Here is a 16,741-nt window from a genome sequence, read left to right as displayed (position 1 = left end):
TGATCTTGTGAAACGGATAGCAAATAGGGGGAAGATATTTTTATAAAATATACTAAAGGGATTAATAAATAAGTTATTAATCCCTTTAGTATACGTTTAATGAGCGTTGATGTCCACTTCAAATATCCCAAAGATATTGTTGTCCGGATCAGTAAAATATCCTTGATAACATTTTCCTATTACTGCAAACTTAGGTAAGGCAATCTTTCCGCCATTATGTAAAATATTTGCTGATGTCTGATCAAAATCGTCAACTTCCATTGAACATGTAAATGCATTAGTGCCACAATTTGACGGAGGAACTTCTGCTGGACGTTTTAATAATCCACCCATTATACCTGCTGTTTCTATTCGATAGTATTCAATTGGAAGGTTTTCTTCTTTAATAAATGTCCAACCAAAAAGTTGTTGATAGAATGAAGCAAGGTTTTTAGGATCAGTTGCTTGAATCTCAAAGTATACAACTGCATTTTTCATTATTGCATTTTTTTATTCCCTTCAAAATGAATCATCCACGAAATACCATATTTATCTTGGAATGACGAATATAGCTCAGCCCAGAATTGTTCTCCTAATGGCATTTCGATATTTTGTGCTTCTGCAGTGAGTTTTGCATATAAGTCTTTTGCTTCATCAGCTGTTTTTGTATCCAACATTAAATAAGCATTTGTTCCAGAAGTTGCTTTATGTCCGAAACCTTCGATACAATCGGATCCCATTAGCATGACAGAATCATTGATTTTAATTGCTGTATGCATTATTTTATCTCCTGCATCAGCAGGTAGTGGATAATTTGGATCGGCTGGCATATCCTTGAAGCGGTATATGCCTAGTGATTCTGTATTAAAAACAGATTGGTAAAATTTGAAAGCTTCTTCGCAATTACCGTTAAAGTTTAAGTAAGCATGTAAAATAGCCATAATTTTCTTTTTTATATTTAAGTTATATCAAAGTTAGTTGTTGATTTGACAACTGTATGTCAGTAAATAAATTGGTAAAAAATATTTTTATTATTTAAGTTTTGTTTCTATTCATAAACCAGAATATAAAAGAACTGTTTTAAAGTCTTGACGATCTGTTGCTTTATTTATCTTACTCAAAAGTAAAGTAAACCCTAATCAATCGACTTCGCATAGGACAAGTAATTTTACTGCTCGGATAAATTATATTTCTTTTCGGATTCGACTTAACGATGTGTCTGTTATGCCTAGGTATGAAGCTATATATTTTAAAGCTGCTTGCTTAATTATTTGGGGTTTGGTACTGATTAAATTATGATAGCGTTCGGTAGCAGAAAGTGAAACCATATCTATAAAACGTTTTTTGTTAATGTGTAAAGCATAGGTCATCCATGATCGTCCCCATTCATTAAAAGCTGGAATGTTATGATACAAAGATTGAAAGGTATTAAAATCAATTTTCCAAACGCTACAGTCAGTTAAACATTGAAGATTTTCGGGAGAAGGAAATTGAAGAAAAAGTGAAGTGACTTCGATAACTACATCATGATCACCAAAGAAATCAGTTGTAATTTCATTTCCATTATAATCATGAATAAATGACCTTATGAGGCCACTTTCCAAAATATAGTATTCATGTGCCTTTTCGTCTTTGCGGAGTAAAAAATCATTTTTAGAAAAATGAAGAAGCTCATGTCCGGTCATTATTTTATTTAGGTCACTTTGTTTAATTGCTAGATTTTCATAATGATGAAGTAAAGCTTTCATAATGGGTGATTTATATTTTTTTTTCTAGTATGAATTTATGCAAAAAATACCAAATCTGGTTAGAAAATGAAACAAGTATATTTAGTAATGCATGTTTTATTGTTGATTATTAGAGGGTTCTTTATTTTTTATTTGGTACTGATTGAGTCATTTTAATGTATAAATGGTAAAGAACTTAGTTGTTTAATGTTAAATTTTTAATAAAATTTAAAAAACATTATGAATTTAATTATTTATTCCTTTAATTTGTGTCAATAATTCAATCAAAAGAAAGAAACAATAAAAAAACAATAATATGTGTGGTATCATCGGAGCATTTGATTTAAAGGAATCTGTCACATTAATCAGACCTCAAGTTTTAGAAATGTCTAAGCGTATACGTCATCGTGGACCAGATTGGTCAGGTATTTATAGTTCAGATCTGGCTATACTTGCGCATGAGCGACTAGCTATTGTAGATCCAAAATCGGGTAGTCAACCTTTATATAGTCCAGACGGGCAAGTTGTCTTAGCTGTTAATGGCGAAATTTACAATCATCAGGAATTGCGCGATAGTCTGCCAAATTATGATTTTGCTACACAATCTGACTCTGAGGTTGTACTCGCTTTATATTTAGAGAAAGGACCTCAATTTATAGAAGATTTAAACGGAATTTTTGGTTTTGCTCTTTATGACGCTCGCAATGATTCATTTTTTGTCGCTCGTGACCATATGGGTATTATACCTTTATACTATGGTATGGATGATAAGGGACAATTTTTTGTTGCTTCGGAATTGAAGTCCTTAGAAGGATTTTGCACTACTATGGATCAATTTCCTCCGGGACATTATATTTATAGCATTGAAAGTAAAGAGCCTAAGCGTTGGTATTCAAGACAATGGGAATCATATGACGCAGTTAAGGATGCTGAAACAGATATAGCTAAATTGCGTGAAGCTTTAGAAGCTGCTGTTCACCGTCAATTGATGTCTGATGTCCCTTATGGTGTCTTATTATCCGGAGGTTTAGATTCATCAGTAATTGCTGCTGTAACAAAAAAATTTGCTTCCAAACGTATAGAATCTGGTGATGAAGAAGAGGCGTGGTATCCACAATTGCATTCTTTTGCTGTTGGATTAAAAGGTGCTCCAGATTTAATTGCTGCACAAAAAGCTGCAGACCATATTGGCACTATCCATCACGAGATTAACTTTACTATTCAGGAAGGGCTCGATGCTATCCGCGATGTTATTTACCATTTAGAAACTTATGATGTTACTACGATAAGAGCTTCTACACCGATGTATTTATTATCACGTGTGATCAAATCTATGGGGATAAAAATGGTTCTTTCAGGAGAAGGTTCTGATGAGTTATTTGGAGGATATTTGTACTTTCATAAAGCACCGAATGCTAAAGAATTTCACGAAGAGACAGTTCGTAAATTGAAGAAATTGTATTTATATGACTGTTTGCGTGCTAATAAATCTTTAGCGGCATGGGGTGTGGAGGGACGTGTTCCATTTTTAGATAAGGAATTCATGGATGTTGCCATGACGATCAACCCAAACGATAAAATGATTAAGGATGGTAAAATGGAAAAGTGGGTGTTACGTAAAGCATTTGAAGATTATTTACCAGAAAGTATTGCCTGGAGACAAAAAGAGCAATTTTCTGATGGTGTAGGTTATAGTTGGATCGATACTTTAAAAGAACAGGCTGAAAGTAAAGTAAGTGATGCCGTATTTGCAGGTGCGGCGGAAAGATTTCCTATCAATCCTCCTAAAAATAAGGAAGAGTTTTTATACCGTACGATCTTTGAATCACATTTCCCTTCAGAAGCGGCTGCTAAAACAGTGCCCTCTGTTAAGTCTGTTGCTTGCAGTACTCCTGAAGCTTTATTATGGGATGCGTCATTTCAAAACTTAAATGATCCATCGGGCAGAGCTGTTGCTGCGGTTCATAATGATAGTTATGTTAAAAAAGAGGTATTGGCTGATTAAGATCTAAATTACATCGATAAAATGGAAAGGCCTCATCTTTTAGTAGATGAGGCCTTTTTTATGTGACTTTAATGTGTGTAGCTTTAATTTTTTGACCGAAAAATATTTCTGCTTTTGATTCAAAATCAAGTGGATCATCGGTTGTATAAAATTGCATGCTTCCATTTTTAGAACTTTTGTATTCAATATCATGGTGCAGGTCCAAATATTTTTCTAAGCTTTTAGCGACGAGTGGTCCCTGTGAAATGATATTGATATGGCTGGGTACAAATTGCTTAATCACGGGTAGTAATAAGGGATAATGTGTACAGGCCAATATGATGGTATCAATATCAGGCGATTGTTTTAAAAGTTTTTCAATATCTTTTTCAACGAAATATTTTGCTCCTTCTGTATTGATTTCATTATTTTCAACTAAAGGTACCCAAAAAGGACAATCGTGTTGAAATACTTTTATTTCGGGATAAAATTTGTTGATTTCAATTTTGTAGGATTCCGATTTCACTGTCCCTGTTGTTGCTAGTATGCCCACCTGATTTGTTTTTGTGAATTCTTTTACAATTTCAGTTGTTGGACGAATGACACCCAGTACTTTTTTTCCAGGTGGAAGGTCATTTTGTTGGATTGAACGTAATGCTTTGGCAGAGGCTGTGTTACAAGCTAGAATAACAAGATTACATCCTAAATCAAATAACTTAAATACACATTGTTTTGTAAATTCATAGACGGTTTCGAATGAACGGGTTCCATAAGGAATGCGAGCATTATCGCCTAGGTAGATGTAATCGTATTGAGGCAATTGTTTTTTGATCTCTTTAAATACGGATAAACCACCATATCCAGAATCAAATATCCCTATTGGACCAATTTGTTTTTTTTCTTGCTCCATAAAAAAGTGCTATAAGTATTACCTTATAGCACTTTTATTACTATAGGGTAAACTATATTTGTTTAAGCAAAGATGGTTTTTCTTTATAAATTTTCCATATTAATTCTCCAAATAAAGTATTTTGCCATGCAAACCATTTTCTGGTAAAGTTTTTTGGATCGTCTTTATGAAAGGATTCGTGCATAAAACCTGTATCTCCATGTGTAGCAATCAACATTTTAACACATTCGATTACCTCTTTATCATTATTTGATGTAAAGGCACGCATCATGATAGACATTGGCCAAATGAAATCGCGACCAATATGTGGTCCACCGATACCTTCTCCAGCAGTACCTTTAAAGAAAAACGGATTGTTTTCTGATAGGATATATTGACGTGTACGTTGATATACGGGGTCTTCTACTTTTACTGCATCCAAATATGGTAATGAAAGTAAACTTGGAACGTTTGCATCATCCATCATTAAGAATGAGCCGAAGCCATCAACTTCAAAAGCATATACTTTTCCAAATTGTGGGTGATCTATTATTCCATGTTTTTGAACAGCTGATTCCACTTCATTGGCTAGTGCTTCCATTTTAGTGGCTAAAGTATTGTTATTTTTGACTTTTCTTAAGATTTCTGCAGATTGTCTAAGGCTGACTACTGCAAAAAGATTAGAAGGAATCAAGAAAGAAAAAACAGTTGAATCATCTGAAGGTCTAAAGCTGGAGCAAATCAAACCAACAGGTTTAACGGGATATCCATAACCATCAACCTGCAGGGTGTCTGATCCTCTTGGCGTGGTACGCATAAATTTATATGGACCTAGATTTTCTTTACGTTGTTGCTCAATAAATGTCTGATAGATTTTTTCCTGTGCAGCTTCCCATTCTTCATTAAAAGGGCCTGCATCATTTGTTTCTTTCCAGTAGTGATAGGCGAGTCTGATGGGGTAACATAGCGAATCGATTTCCCATTTACGTTCGTGAATCCCTGGTTTCATGTCTGTATGGTCACTGAACCATTCACCTTTTTTTGTAGGATCATTGTAGAATGCATTAGCATAAGGATCTATGTTGATGCATTTACTCTGTTTATGTATTAATCCAGAAATCAGATTTTTCAAACTTTTATCATCTTTCATAAATGCGAGGTATGGCCATACCTGAGCGCTACTATCTCTTAACCACATCGCATCAATATCACCCGTAATTACATAGGTATAATTGCGATTATTTTCAACATATGGGAATACTGTTGTGTCTAAGGTATTTGGAAGACAGTTGCCAAATAACCAAGCCAATTCTTTATTACTTGTTGCTTTACCAAATGTTACAATTGCATTTTCAATAGCTTTACTTGAAAATAGACGTTTATCTGCAGGAATACGCACTGTTGGGAATGAAGTCTGATTCGAAGCAAAAGATACTTTGCTTGCAAATAATCCAGCACCCAATACGGCTGAATTTTGAATGAATGTTCTGCGTTTCATTGTTAAATTTCAAAAAGGTTATTTATTATCATACTGGTTTTCTCTGTATTGCAAGGTAATAAAAAATCGTTAAAATGGAAAGCAAATACGTTTTAGCATGTTTTTTTTGTAAATAGTAATCTTTATAAGTTTAAAAAAGCGTTATTTTGTTTTTTAGGAATAGATTTTGCTGTCCTATTTTACTGTATAAAAAAATCTCATGAAAGAAAAAGTGTCATTAAAATTTTTAGCATTTGCTGGAGTGCTTGCACTTGGTATGCTAAATCAGAACGAATTAAGCGCACAAATTAAAAATCAACCCTATTCCTATCAACTTTCTCAAAAAATGAACGATGTACTGTATTCGCCACATACGCGTTTACATACATCATCTAAACCATTTCTATTTACCGATGAATTATTGGCGAAGTTTGATTCTATAAAAACGAATCAGCCGGTAGCTTCGGATAATTGGTTTATGCGTAAGATATTTAATGAACATCTTATTGAGGTAGAGAAAGATGATTATACTTTTTATGCTGATTTATTGCCCGATATGATAATTGGGAAGGATATGATGGGAGATAAACGCCGTACTTGGATGAACTCTAGAGGTTTTCAAGCGGGAGTCACAGTGGGAGATAAATTTACATTTTACACCAGTGCAACGGAAAATCAGGCCGTTTTTCCAGAATATTTGTCGGATTATATCGATGATAGAAAAGTTATACCAGGAGAGGGGAATACAAAACATCAGTCTAATAATAAGAAAGACTGGATGAATGCAACTGCTAGTTTAACTTATGATTTTAGTAAGCATTTTCAGGCTACTGTAGCTTATGATAAGAATTTTATCGGTGATGGATACCGTTCGCTTTTATTGTCGGATTTTTCTTCTAATTATACACATTTAAAATTTACAGGTACGATTGGTAATGTTCAGTATACTTCAGTCTGGGCGTATATGAATGATCCAACCAATAAACGTTCTAATGCCTTAGGTGAGACTGAGCGATATGGTGACGGTAAGAAGTGGGGTGTTTTTCAGTATGTGGATTACAATGCTACGAATAGATTTTCGATTGGATTTTTCCAGGCCATCACCTGGGCAAATCGTGATGCCGCAGGTACTCGAGGTTTTGACTTTACTTATATTAACCCTGTGATGTTTTTACGTCCGGTCGAATCTAATAATTCAACATCTCCGGATAAGATGTTTTTAGGTTTGAATACAAAGTATAAAGTTCTTAAGAACATAACAGCTTATGGCCAGTTCCTATTAGGTGAATTTACGGCAAAGGAGTTTTTTGCGGGTAAAGGTTATGTGCATAATAAATGGGGAGCTCAGTTTGGTGTACGGGGATATGACATATTTGATGTAAAAAACTTAAACTTTTTAGTTGAATACAACACAGCCAGACCTTATACCTATGCCCACTTTGATTCTGGTTCAAACTACAGTAATAATGCTGAGCCATTGGCGCATCCTTTGGGAGCTAATTTTAGAGAGGTTGTTGGTATTGCTAACTATGCATGGAAAAGATTTGATTTTTCTGCGCAGCTGAATTATAATGAAAAGGGGTTAGATCTTGAGGATGGTTCAAATATGGGAGGTGATATTTTTCAGTCTTACCGTACTTTTGCTAACATGTATGGTAATCATATTGGGCAAGGGATAAAAAGTCAAGTCGTTTATGCAGATGCTAAAGCTGCTTATGTTCTGAATCCTAAGTATAATCTTAGATTCGAATTAGGTTATTCGCAACGTTATCAAAAGATACAATATGAGACCCCGCTAACGCATAAATCGGGTGTATTTAGTATTGGTCTTCGTTCAAGTTTTAGATCATTATATAGTGATTTTTAGTCTGTAAATTGTTTAAAAGAAACCGAGCTTGGTTGCTCAAGAAGCTATTTATTTTAATGAAAAACATATTAATTCTCAATGGACCTAATCTTAATTTATTAGGAGTCAGAGAAAAATCAATTTATGGAGCACAAGATTTTGATAGTTATTTTTCAACTTTAAAAAATAACTATGAATCTGTTGAGTTGAGTTATTTTCAAAGTAATACTGAAGGATTTATTATAGATAAATTGCATGAGGTAGGTTTTGAATACGACGGTATTGTACTCAATGCAGGGGCTTATACGCATACTTCTGTTGCAATTGCTGATGCTATTGCGGCTATTAATACTCCGGTTGTAGAGGTCCATATTTCAAATGTTCATACACGGGAGGAATTTAGGCATCATTCGTATTTGTCAAAGAATTGTGTAGGAGTCATTTGTGGCTTTGGTTTAGATAGCTATCGATTAGGAGTTGAAGCACTTCTTGCCCGCTAGTATTGATATTATATAATAAAAAATCCCCTTGAGCGATCAAGGGGATTTTTTATTGTTTTTAATTATTCAAATCATTTATTTCTTTAAATGCAGGTCAAAGTATCTGGCAATTTTTTCATACATATGAATGCGATCTTTCCCAGAAACATTATGTTCATGAGTAGGGTATAGGAAATAATCAACCTGTTTTCCTGCTTTGATACATGCTTCTACAAACTCCATACTGTGCTGTTGTACCACTACAGGGTCTTGAGCTCCGTGAATGATTAATAAGTCGCCCTTCAGCTGATCTGCTTTATCGATTAGTGTAGTCAATTTATAGCCTTCTGGATTTTCTTGAGGCATATCCATATAACGTTCTCCGTACATGACTTCATAGTATTTCCAATCCATTACTGGACCACCTGCTACTGCTGCTTTAAAGATGTCGTTATGGTGTATCATAAATGATGTTGTCATAAATCCACCGAAACTCCAGCCGAATATACCCATCTTGTTTTGATCAACAAACGATTTGGATTTCAAAAACTCGATACCTTTCATTTGATCAGCCATCTCTGCTTGTCCTAATTGACGGTGTGTTGCTGTTGCAAATGCTCTTCCACGAGCGTCTGTTCCTCTATTGTCCATTGTGAATACAATGTAACCTTGTTGCGCCATGTACATATCAAAATAACCCGCACCGCCTAACCATTTATTGGTTACTAATTGTGAATGAGATCCTCCATAAAGGTAATACATCACGGGATATTTTTTATTTGTGTCAAAATCACTTGGATAAATGATACGGCCAGTTAAAGGTGTTGCTCCATCTGCAGATGTCAACGTGATAAATTCTATTTTAGGAGGATTGATCTTTCCTAAAAACGGATTTGTTGATTCCACTATCTTTTCTGTTTTACCGGATTTTGTAGCTTTTATCTGAACAATATTTGGAGTTGTCAGATTACTGAATTGGTCTAAAATATAAGAGCCATCACTGTTTAATTTGGCATTGTGTGTTCCTGTACCCTGTGTTAATTGTATTGTTTTACCGGTTTTAAGGTCTACTGAAAATAGCTGACGATCTAAGCCATCATTAGTGACACCTGTATAATAAATTAAATCTCCTTTTGGCGAAAAGTCGCCTAGCTGCTGTACAATAAGATTTTGATGTCCTAATTTTTTGATCAATTTACCATCAGTATTATACAGGTAAAGTTGATTGAAACCTTCTCTGTCTGATTGAAATAGAAATTGTTTTGGGTTATTTGGTAAAAACAATAAATCATTTTGAGGTTCTACCCATGTCGAAGCTGTTTCTTCAAATAATGTTTTGATTAGACGACCATCTTGTGCATTATATTGGTTAAGTTTTAGATGATTTTGTTCACGATTTAATACCCCAACATAAACTGATTGTCCAGAAGGATCCCATGTTACCGCTGTTAAAAACTGTTCTTTTGGTTCTCCCGTCGCAAGGGTAATTTTTTGTTTTGTTTTCGTATCATAAATGACCAAGGTAACTTCTTCACTTTTCATACCCGCCATCGGGTAGCGAATATCTTTGACTGAAGCTACACGCGTGTCCCATTGGATAAGCGGGTACTTAGTAACCATCGTCTCGTCTTTGCGGTAGTACAATAATTTGTCATTTTGCGGGTTCCACCACATACCTTTTTTGATACCAAATTCTTGTCTATGCGTATAGTCACTTCCACTAAGAATACCGTCTACTGTATCTGCAGTAACAACAGTTAATTGCCCAGTATTGTCTTTAATTTGTATATTATTACCAATTAAAAAAGCTACTTTACTGTAATCTGTTGTATATTCTTGATTTGTTGCCTCCAACTTTGTTTCCAACAGATGAACTATTTCTTTATTCTTTACGTTAACAGCGATATGATAATGAGCTTGTTTCGTATAGAGTATAAAGCTGATCGTATTTGCATCCTCCCATTTATAATCACTAGGAAAGATCTGCAAATTAATCTGCTCATTCGGAATTCTTGTTTTTAAAGCATTTTGTAAGTCATTTTTGCTCAGTATTATTTCCTCAGACCCTGTGTTCGTAGCACTTTTCTGAACTAAATTTTGATATCCCTTATCCAAATAACTAATGTTATTGCTGTTGGGTATCCAATTGCTGCTAATAAGGGCAGTCGGGGCATATGTACGAGGTCCAAAGACTGTTTCTTCTATATTCAAGTTGCGCTGACCATAAGCCATTGAACTTGCTAATAACAAAAGTAGCGTGAGTTTTTTCATGCATTTAAAGATTTTTAGTGCCTAAAATTATTGTTTTCTTTTGACTATTTCTCATTTGTGTTACTAAAGAAGGTCTTTTTTTTAAAATAAAATATTGATTTTTGATGTAAAACAATATTTTATGAATGTTTTATGGTTATATGTGAACTTTATAGGAGATGAAAATTTCTTTTTGTAGTATTTAATTTGGTACTTTTGCAAAAGTTAAATGATTAGCATATGCATAGTCTTTTATCGATATATTTCCACATTAATAATATAACCTACATTGCGTGATCATTTAGAAATAGTATGGCAAAAGGCACGGTTCTTTATCAATAGTCAACCGTTTCATGAAGGATTAAAAATTACGGTGGCAGTGCTAATTCCGGTTGTAATATTTGCTTGTTTCGGCCATTTGCACAATGGTGTAACCTTAGGAATAGGTAGCATTATTGCAAGTACTCCAGATCTGGTTGGTCCTTACCGGGAACGCCGTCAGTCCTTGTTTATCAATGTTGCTGTTATTTTCGCAATGAGTATGCTTACGCGTATACTTCCTTTTTCAGATGTGTTCCTTGGTTTGTTTATTGCTTTTTTCTCTTTTGCAGCTTGCATGCTCAGTGTTTTTGGTATCAGAGCTATGGGAATCGGAGCTTCTTGTTTATTGGCTCTATTTTTTAGTTTGACATTGACACATGAAAGCAGTCATCCTATAACAGAGGCTTTATTGATGACTGGAGGTGCAGTCTGGTATATGATTTTTGTGTTAGCAGTACGCTACATGAGACCTTATCGGGTCAGTCAACAGGTTCTGGCGGAGTGTGCCTATAAGATCGGTACTTTATTGCGTATCAAAGCTTGCTTCTTTGATGTTCATACTGCGATTGCAAAGACTCATAAACGTGTTATTCAGATCAATGTAATATTGAATCAACGACAGGAAAATGTACGTGAAGTTTTATTTTCTGCGGCTACTGAGAAGCAATTTGCAAGTTACCAATATAAACAGCTTACTTTTATTTTCGCGACCTTGATGGAACTGTTTGAAAGAATAAATGCTTCTCATCATGATTATTATCAGATTCGTGAAAAATATGGACATACAAAGGTTTATCAGGTCATACCTGAATTGTTAATTAGCTGTGCTCAAGAATTGGAGCGACTGACGACTCCAATCAGTTTATTGAAGCCACCGAAGAAAGCTATTCAATTTACAGGACAGTGGGATAAAGCCTATGCTGAGGTTATCGCTTTAGAGAGCCAAGAGCAAGGAACGACAATCGTATTGAAGAAAATCCTTGTTAATATCCGTTATGTCATGCAGAAAATAAGAGAGGTTCATCGTATTTTATCTAAATCTGAGGAAGTTCATGATCACTCTGAGTTACTTGCACACAAAGAACGTTTCTTTAAACAAAGAACCTTTTCGTGGCCAGCATTACAGGCACATTTAAATTTAAAGTCACCAATTTTTAGACACTCACTTCGTGTCGCTATTGTTATGTTGGTTGCTTTTGTTATTACTAAAACACTTCCTGTTTTTTTTCCAGAATACATTGCTTTGACAAAACATAGTTTTTGGATTTACATTACCATAATTGTTATTCTGCGTCCTGGTTTCAGTTTAAGCAAACAACGAAGTATTGATCGATTGAAAGGATCATTTCTGGGGGGCATGTTGGGATTATCAAGTATTTTCTTGATCACAAATATTTATGTACTCCTAGGTCTCATGTTAGTTTATATGCTATTGACTTTTACTTTTTTAAGAAGTAAATATGTTTATGGTTCATTTTTTCTAACTGCCTTTTTTCTAATTGCTTATTATTTCTTTACAGGAGTAGATGATTTTGGCGTTCTTTTATTGAAGGAACGTCTATTGGATACTGTAATTGGCTGTGTGCTTTCATTTTTATCTTTTCATTTCATATTTCCTACTTGGGAAAGTGATTCAGTAAAGACGTATTTGAAAAATGTGATACAGGCGAATGTACATTTCTTATCTGTTAGTTTTCGTAAGTTATCGGGTGATAAAGTCGATATTGCGGATTATAAATTGGCTAGGAAAGAAATTTATCTCAGTTTAGCGGAATTGAATGCACTAAATGAACGTATATTGAATGAACCTATATTTCAACGCCCGTTCACGAAGGAATTAAATGACTTTTCTATTTTTACGCATCAATTGATTTCCTATGCTATGGCCTTTACAAATATGCTGGACCATAGTTCCGGTTTAGCCTTTCATGAGGAGCATGAACGGCTGATGAACAAGATTCTTTCGAAATTAAAAAAGACCTATACTTTGTTTGCCACTGATTCATTAGAAATTCTTGCCTTGAAAACAGCTGTTTCAAAAGCGCATATAAGTGATCAGAGTGACGAGCTATTAATTAGAGAGCAATTAGAATTAATGGATGGTCTTGTGGATAAATTGTATCATAATTCTTTAGATATTTCCTTACTGGCTAAGCGGTCGCTATAGGTAATTTCAGAAAAATAAAAAAGGTAGCTTTTGATTTAAGCTACCTTTTTTTATATGTATTTTATGCCAGCGGGTTTACTTGATCCGCAACTGGAAACTCTTGCCCAGTATTTCCGATTAGTTTGTTGAGTTCAAATCGGGCATTATCTGTCATATCTTCACCTCCAGCCAATTTAGCTTTGTCTAATAAGTCTAAGGCAAGTTTCTCTTCTTCACGTTGTTCATTAACAAGCCATTGAAGGAAATTCCATGTTGCCCAATCACCTTCTTGCATACTTAAATTTACTATTTTATAGATAGATTCTGTATTTTCTATTTCTTGTTGCAGTACCATTTCAAAGCATTCTAAAATGTTTTTAGGTTCTGGTTCTGGTTTCTTTATTGCATCAATTTTTACAGATCCACCTCTTTCTTGAATATATTCTATTATTTTGGCCATATGTACGCGCTCTTCTTGGGAATGCTTCATAAGAAACGAATTGACACCATCTAACATATTCTGATCAGCCCAACAAGCTAACATTAAATATACTTGAGCAGAATATGCTTCTAATGTAATTTGATCATTCAAAGCTTTACTAAGAGTCTGTGATAATCTATTGGTTGTTATTGCCATTTTTTTGAGATTTATGCACCACGAATTCGTATAGGTTTATTCGGGTGTCTGTTAAAAAATTGTATACCTGTGTCACATATGTTAATGTGTACTTTATTAGAATCAACAGCCAGGAGACGAAAATGTTTGCAGATATTCTTTTTAGGGATGAGTAAAATGAGCCAATTCTTTTTATTATAAATAGTTGAAAATGGATTATTCGGTGATTTTTGTGATGTTGTTTCTATTGATCACCTTGTTTATCTTCAGATTAGAACTGTGTGTATATATTATATCTTAGTTGTCTATATTATATCTTATCATCTTGATCTTTATGTCTATAACAAAGCAAAATTTTGCTTGTCATATCGATAATAATTTAATTTTTATATCTTTAACATAAGATTATTAACCAATGAAATTTAATTCATATTTATTTTTTTTATTCTTTATAGCGGTTTTGTTTAATAGCCATGTTCTGGCTAATAACAAACTTAATAAAGCTCCTGTTCCAACTTGGGTTAGAGCGAATAAACTTTCACCTTCAAAAATTGATATTAAAGATATAGGACAAGGGTATTATTATGATTTGATTGAATATCAGGTTAATATAGGGGAGCAAATTAAGTTTTTTAGAGATGTTAAAGTTTTATTTGATAGTAACGGTGCTGAAAATGCAGGTCAAATTTCAATAAACTTTGATCCAAAGTATCAGCAGGTTACTCTTCATGAATTGAAAGTAATTAGGGATGGGAAAACTATTGATAAGCTTGATGTCGGTAAATTTACCTTAGTTGCTACTGAGACCGATTTATCTCGATTTATCTATAATGGAACTTATTCTGCTTATTATATATTGGATGATTTAAGAAAAGACGATAAGATTATCGTTTCATATAGTTTGAAGGGATTTAATCCTGTTTTTGAAAATAAGTTTTTTGACAAATATTATCTGCAATCTTATGAACCTATCGGTCTGGCAGTAGTTAATTATATTGTTCCGAAAAATAGGAAGTTAAATTTTAAATCGCATAACAATGCTAGTAAACCGTTTATAGAAGAAGGTAGTAATCACGTTTCTTATAGCTGGGAAGAGCAGTCGTTTCCTGCCGTTGAATTTGATGAATATGCGCCTGCATGGTATACAAATCTGCAATGGATAGAGTGTACAGAATTTAATTCTTGGTCAGAAGTAGGGGGCTGGATGGCGCGGACTAATCCAACTGTAGATTTTAAAGACGGTTCTCCGCTAGCACTTCTAGTTGATAGATATTGGGATGATTCTCATGGAGATTCGATGAAATTTCTGAAAAAGGTAACGCACTTTGTGCAGAATGATATTCGTTATATGGGAGTTGAGCTGGGTGAATTTTCTCATCGTGCTAACACACCGGAAAAAATTTTTAATCAGCGATACGGTGATTGTAAAGATAAATCGTTGCTGATGATTTCCATGTTAAAACGGAAAGGAATAAAAGGATCTTTGGTTTTAGCGAATTCGTACCTTACATATGGTATGGAAGATTATCTACCATCGCCAGGTGCTTTTAATCATGTTGTGGCTGCTATTGAGATTGGAGACAGACAACAGTATATTGACCCTACCATCACTAATCAAGGTGGCGGGATTACAGATTTATATTTCCCTTACTATGGTAGAGTTTTAAAAATCGATGATTCGAAGCATTTGACATCTGTTGATAAAAATGTCAATGGATTAACAAAAATTTCAGAAACTTATTTGCTAGATAGTAAGGGCGGAGCAATTTTAGAGGTTAAAACGAGCTATAGCGCCTCTAGTGCAGACTTTATAAGAACTTCATTTAAAGAAAATGCAAAAAATCAGATACAAAAGAGTTATTTGGATTACTACAAAAAAATGTATCCCAAAATTTCCATTAAAGAGTCACTAAAATTTGAAGATGAGTTTGATAAAAATATTATTCATGTAACAGAGCGGTATTATATTGAGAAAATTGGTGAAAAAGATGAGGCGTCAAATAAAAATATCTTTGGCATATATGCGAGTCAAATTAATAATAATTTACCTGAACTTAATTCATCAGAAGGTTTAGCGCCTCTTGGTTTGTATTTTCCGTATTGCTTAGAATATGATATTCGCATCGTAAATCATGGCGGGGTTGAATTTAATCCAGAAAGAGAGAGCTCTTTTATTGATCGTGATTCTTATTATTTTGGTAAAACTGTTAAAACGTCAAAAGACACGCTTATTATCAGCTACAATTTTGGATTCCACAATCCTTTCGTAGCATCGAGTGATAAAAAACAATATGTTGATGATTTTAAAAACAGAGATGTTTTATTGTACAATGCATATTATATTGAGGATAATGGAATAATCGTCGGCTCTAACATTTCAGGTAAAATCAGTATGCTTACAATTTTTGGATGTGTTTGCATTATTTTAATCTGTGTTATTTTTATACTTCGCTATAATAAAACAGCATCATCTTCAATGATTCAATTATACGAGGAGCCCGAATACCATTCAGTTGGGGGATGGTTGATTTTATTAATTATTTCGATGGTAATTACTACTCTAAGAGTTGCGTATAATTTTTTTGAGTCTGGGTATCTAACTCAGGAGATCTGGGAGAGTTATAGGTATACTAGTTATTTTCCGGACTATGTTCATAAAATATTTGTTGCGAGTGAAATTTTATTAAATATCATTCTCTTAATGGGTTTTATATACTGCATCTATTTATTTAGTAAAAAAAGAGATCTTTTCCCACAAACTATGATTGTTGTGCTCGCTGTGATGTTTCTTTCAAATGTTGTTTTTACTTTTTTTAATTATTTTTATATGAGTAATATTTTAGCTCCCGATGTAATTTCTACAAATGTGAAGAATATCATCTACAGTGTGCTATGGGGGATGTATCTTTATAATTCAGAACGTGTGAAAGGAACTTTTGTAAACGCTTATAATCAAGAATTAGCGATTGATAAAGATACTGCACTGTCGGAATAGATATGACTACTATATTTTTATTTGCCAGTTTT

Annotated in this window: 12 protein-coding genes; 5 read left to right on the top strand and 7 right to left on the bottom strand. The window is 34.0% G+C overall.

Annotated features, from left to right (window positions below):
* Positions 1 to 96: 96 nt before the first annotated feature.
* The 3 genes from EDF66_RS17640 to EDF66_RS17630 all read right to left on the bottom strand — a co-directional run bounded on the left by EDF66_RS17640 (position 97) and on the right by EDF66_RS17630 (position 1,727).
* Positions 97 to 477: a VOC family protein gene (locus tag EDF66_RS17640; RefSeq protein WP_021189761.1), complete on the bottom strand. Its 381-nt coding sequence runs from the start codon at positions 475 to 477 to the stop codon at positions 97 to 99.
* On the bottom strand, positions 477 to 920 hold the full coding sequence (locus tag EDF66_RS17635; protein WP_021189762.1) for a VOC family protein: 444 nt from the start codon (positions 918 to 920) through the stop codon (positions 477 to 479). Before EDF66_RS17635 ends, EDF66_RS17640 begins: the two co-directional genes overlap by 1 nt.
* A gap of 243 nt (positions 921 to 1,163) precedes the next feature.
* Complete coding sequence (locus tag EDF66_RS17630; protein WP_132844031.1) at positions 1,164 to 1,727, bottom strand: Crp/Fnr family transcriptional regulator; 564 nt, start codon at positions 1,725 to 1,727, stop codon at positions 1,164 to 1,166.
* Between the two features lie 295 nt (positions 1,728 to 2,022).
* Here EDF66_RS17630 and asnB point away from each other — a divergent pair, with 295 nt between their 5' ends.
* Complete coding sequence (gene asnB / locus EDF66_RS17625) at positions 2,023 to 3,711, top strand: asparagine synthase B (RefSeq protein WP_132844030.1); 1,689 nt, start codon at positions 2,023 to 2,025, stop codon at positions 3,709 to 3,711.
* A gap of 58 nt (positions 3,712 to 3,769) precedes the next feature.
* On the opposite strand, the gene murI is transcribed toward asnB, so the two are convergent.
* Both murI and EDF66_RS17615 read right to left on the bottom strand, forming a co-directional pair.
* The gene (gene murI / locus EDF66_RS17620) at positions 3,770 to 4,600 is read right to left on the bottom strand and encodes a glutamate racemase (RefSeq protein ID WP_132771981.1); all 831 of its coding nucleotides are present in this window, start codon (positions 4,598 to 4,600) and stop codon (positions 3,770 to 3,772) included.
* Positions 4,601 to 4,652: 52 nt separating this feature from the next.
* On the bottom strand, positions 4,653 to 6,077 hold the full coding sequence (locus EDF66_RS17615) for a glycoside hydrolase family 125 protein (protein WP_132844028.1): 1,425 nt from the start codon (positions 6,075 to 6,077) through the stop codon (positions 4,653 to 4,655).
* A gap of 199 nt (positions 6,078 to 6,276) precedes the next feature.
* Here EDF66_RS17615 and EDF66_RS17610 point away from each other — a divergent pair, with 199 nt between their 5' ends.
* Together EDF66_RS17610 and aroQ are read left to right on the top strand one after the other, a co-directional pair.
* Positions 6,277 to 7,923 (top strand): gliding motility protein RemB, encoded by a 1,647-nt coding sequence (locus EDF66_RS17610; protein ID WP_132771979.1) that lies wholly within the window; start codon positions 6,277 to 6,279, stop codon positions 7,921 to 7,923.
* Between the two features lie 56 nt (positions 7,924 to 7,979).
* Entirely contained in the window at positions 7,980 to 8,402 is a 423-nt protein-coding gene (gene aroQ, locus EDF66_RS17605; protein ID WP_021189767.1) for a type II 3-dehydroquinate dehydratase, read from the top strand.
* 75 nt (positions 8,403 to 8,477) lie between these two features.
* On the opposite strand, the gene EDF66_RS17600 is transcribed toward aroQ, so the two are convergent.
* A complete protein-coding gene (locus EDF66_RS17600) occupies positions 8,478 to 10,652 on the bottom strand; it encodes a S9 family peptidase (RefSeq protein ID WP_132844026.1) in 2,175 nt (724 codons plus the stop codon).
* Positions 10,653 to 10,920: 268 nt separating this feature from the next.
* Between EDF66_RS17600 and EDF66_RS17595 the strand changes: the two genes are divergently transcribed.
* Positions 10,921 to 13,119 (top strand): FUSC family membrane protein, encoded by a 2,199-nt coding sequence (locus EDF66_RS17595; RefSeq protein ID WP_132844025.1) that lies wholly within the window; start codon positions 10,921 to 10,923, stop codon positions 13,117 to 13,119.
* A 61-nt stretch (positions 13,120 to 13,180) separates the two neighbouring features.
* Here EDF66_RS17595 and EDF66_RS17590 read toward each other — a convergent pair whose 3' ends face one another.
* Positions 13,181 to 13,735, bottom strand: a complete 555-nt coding sequence (locus EDF66_RS17590) for a ferritin (protein ID WP_021189770.1) — start codon at positions 13,733 to 13,735, stop codon at positions 13,181 to 13,183.
* Between the two features lie 394 nt (positions 13,736 to 14,129).
* Here EDF66_RS17590 and EDF66_RS17585 point away from each other — a divergent pair, with 394 nt between their 5' ends.
* Complete coding sequence (locus EDF66_RS17585; protein ID WP_132844023.1) at positions 14,130 to 16,709, top strand: DUF3857 domain-containing protein; 2,580 nt, start codon at positions 14,130 to 14,132, stop codon at positions 16,707 to 16,709.
* Positions 16,710 to 16,741: the final 32 nt, after the last annotated feature.

The organism is Sphingobacterium sp. JUb20 (assembly GCF_004342035.1).
In the GTDB taxonomy this organism is placed as follows: Bacteria; Bacteroidota; Bacteroidia; order Sphingobacteriales; family Sphingobacteriaceae; genus Sphingobacterium; species Sphingobacterium anhuiense.
This window is presented reverse-complemented; position numbering and strand designations above follow the sequence as displayed.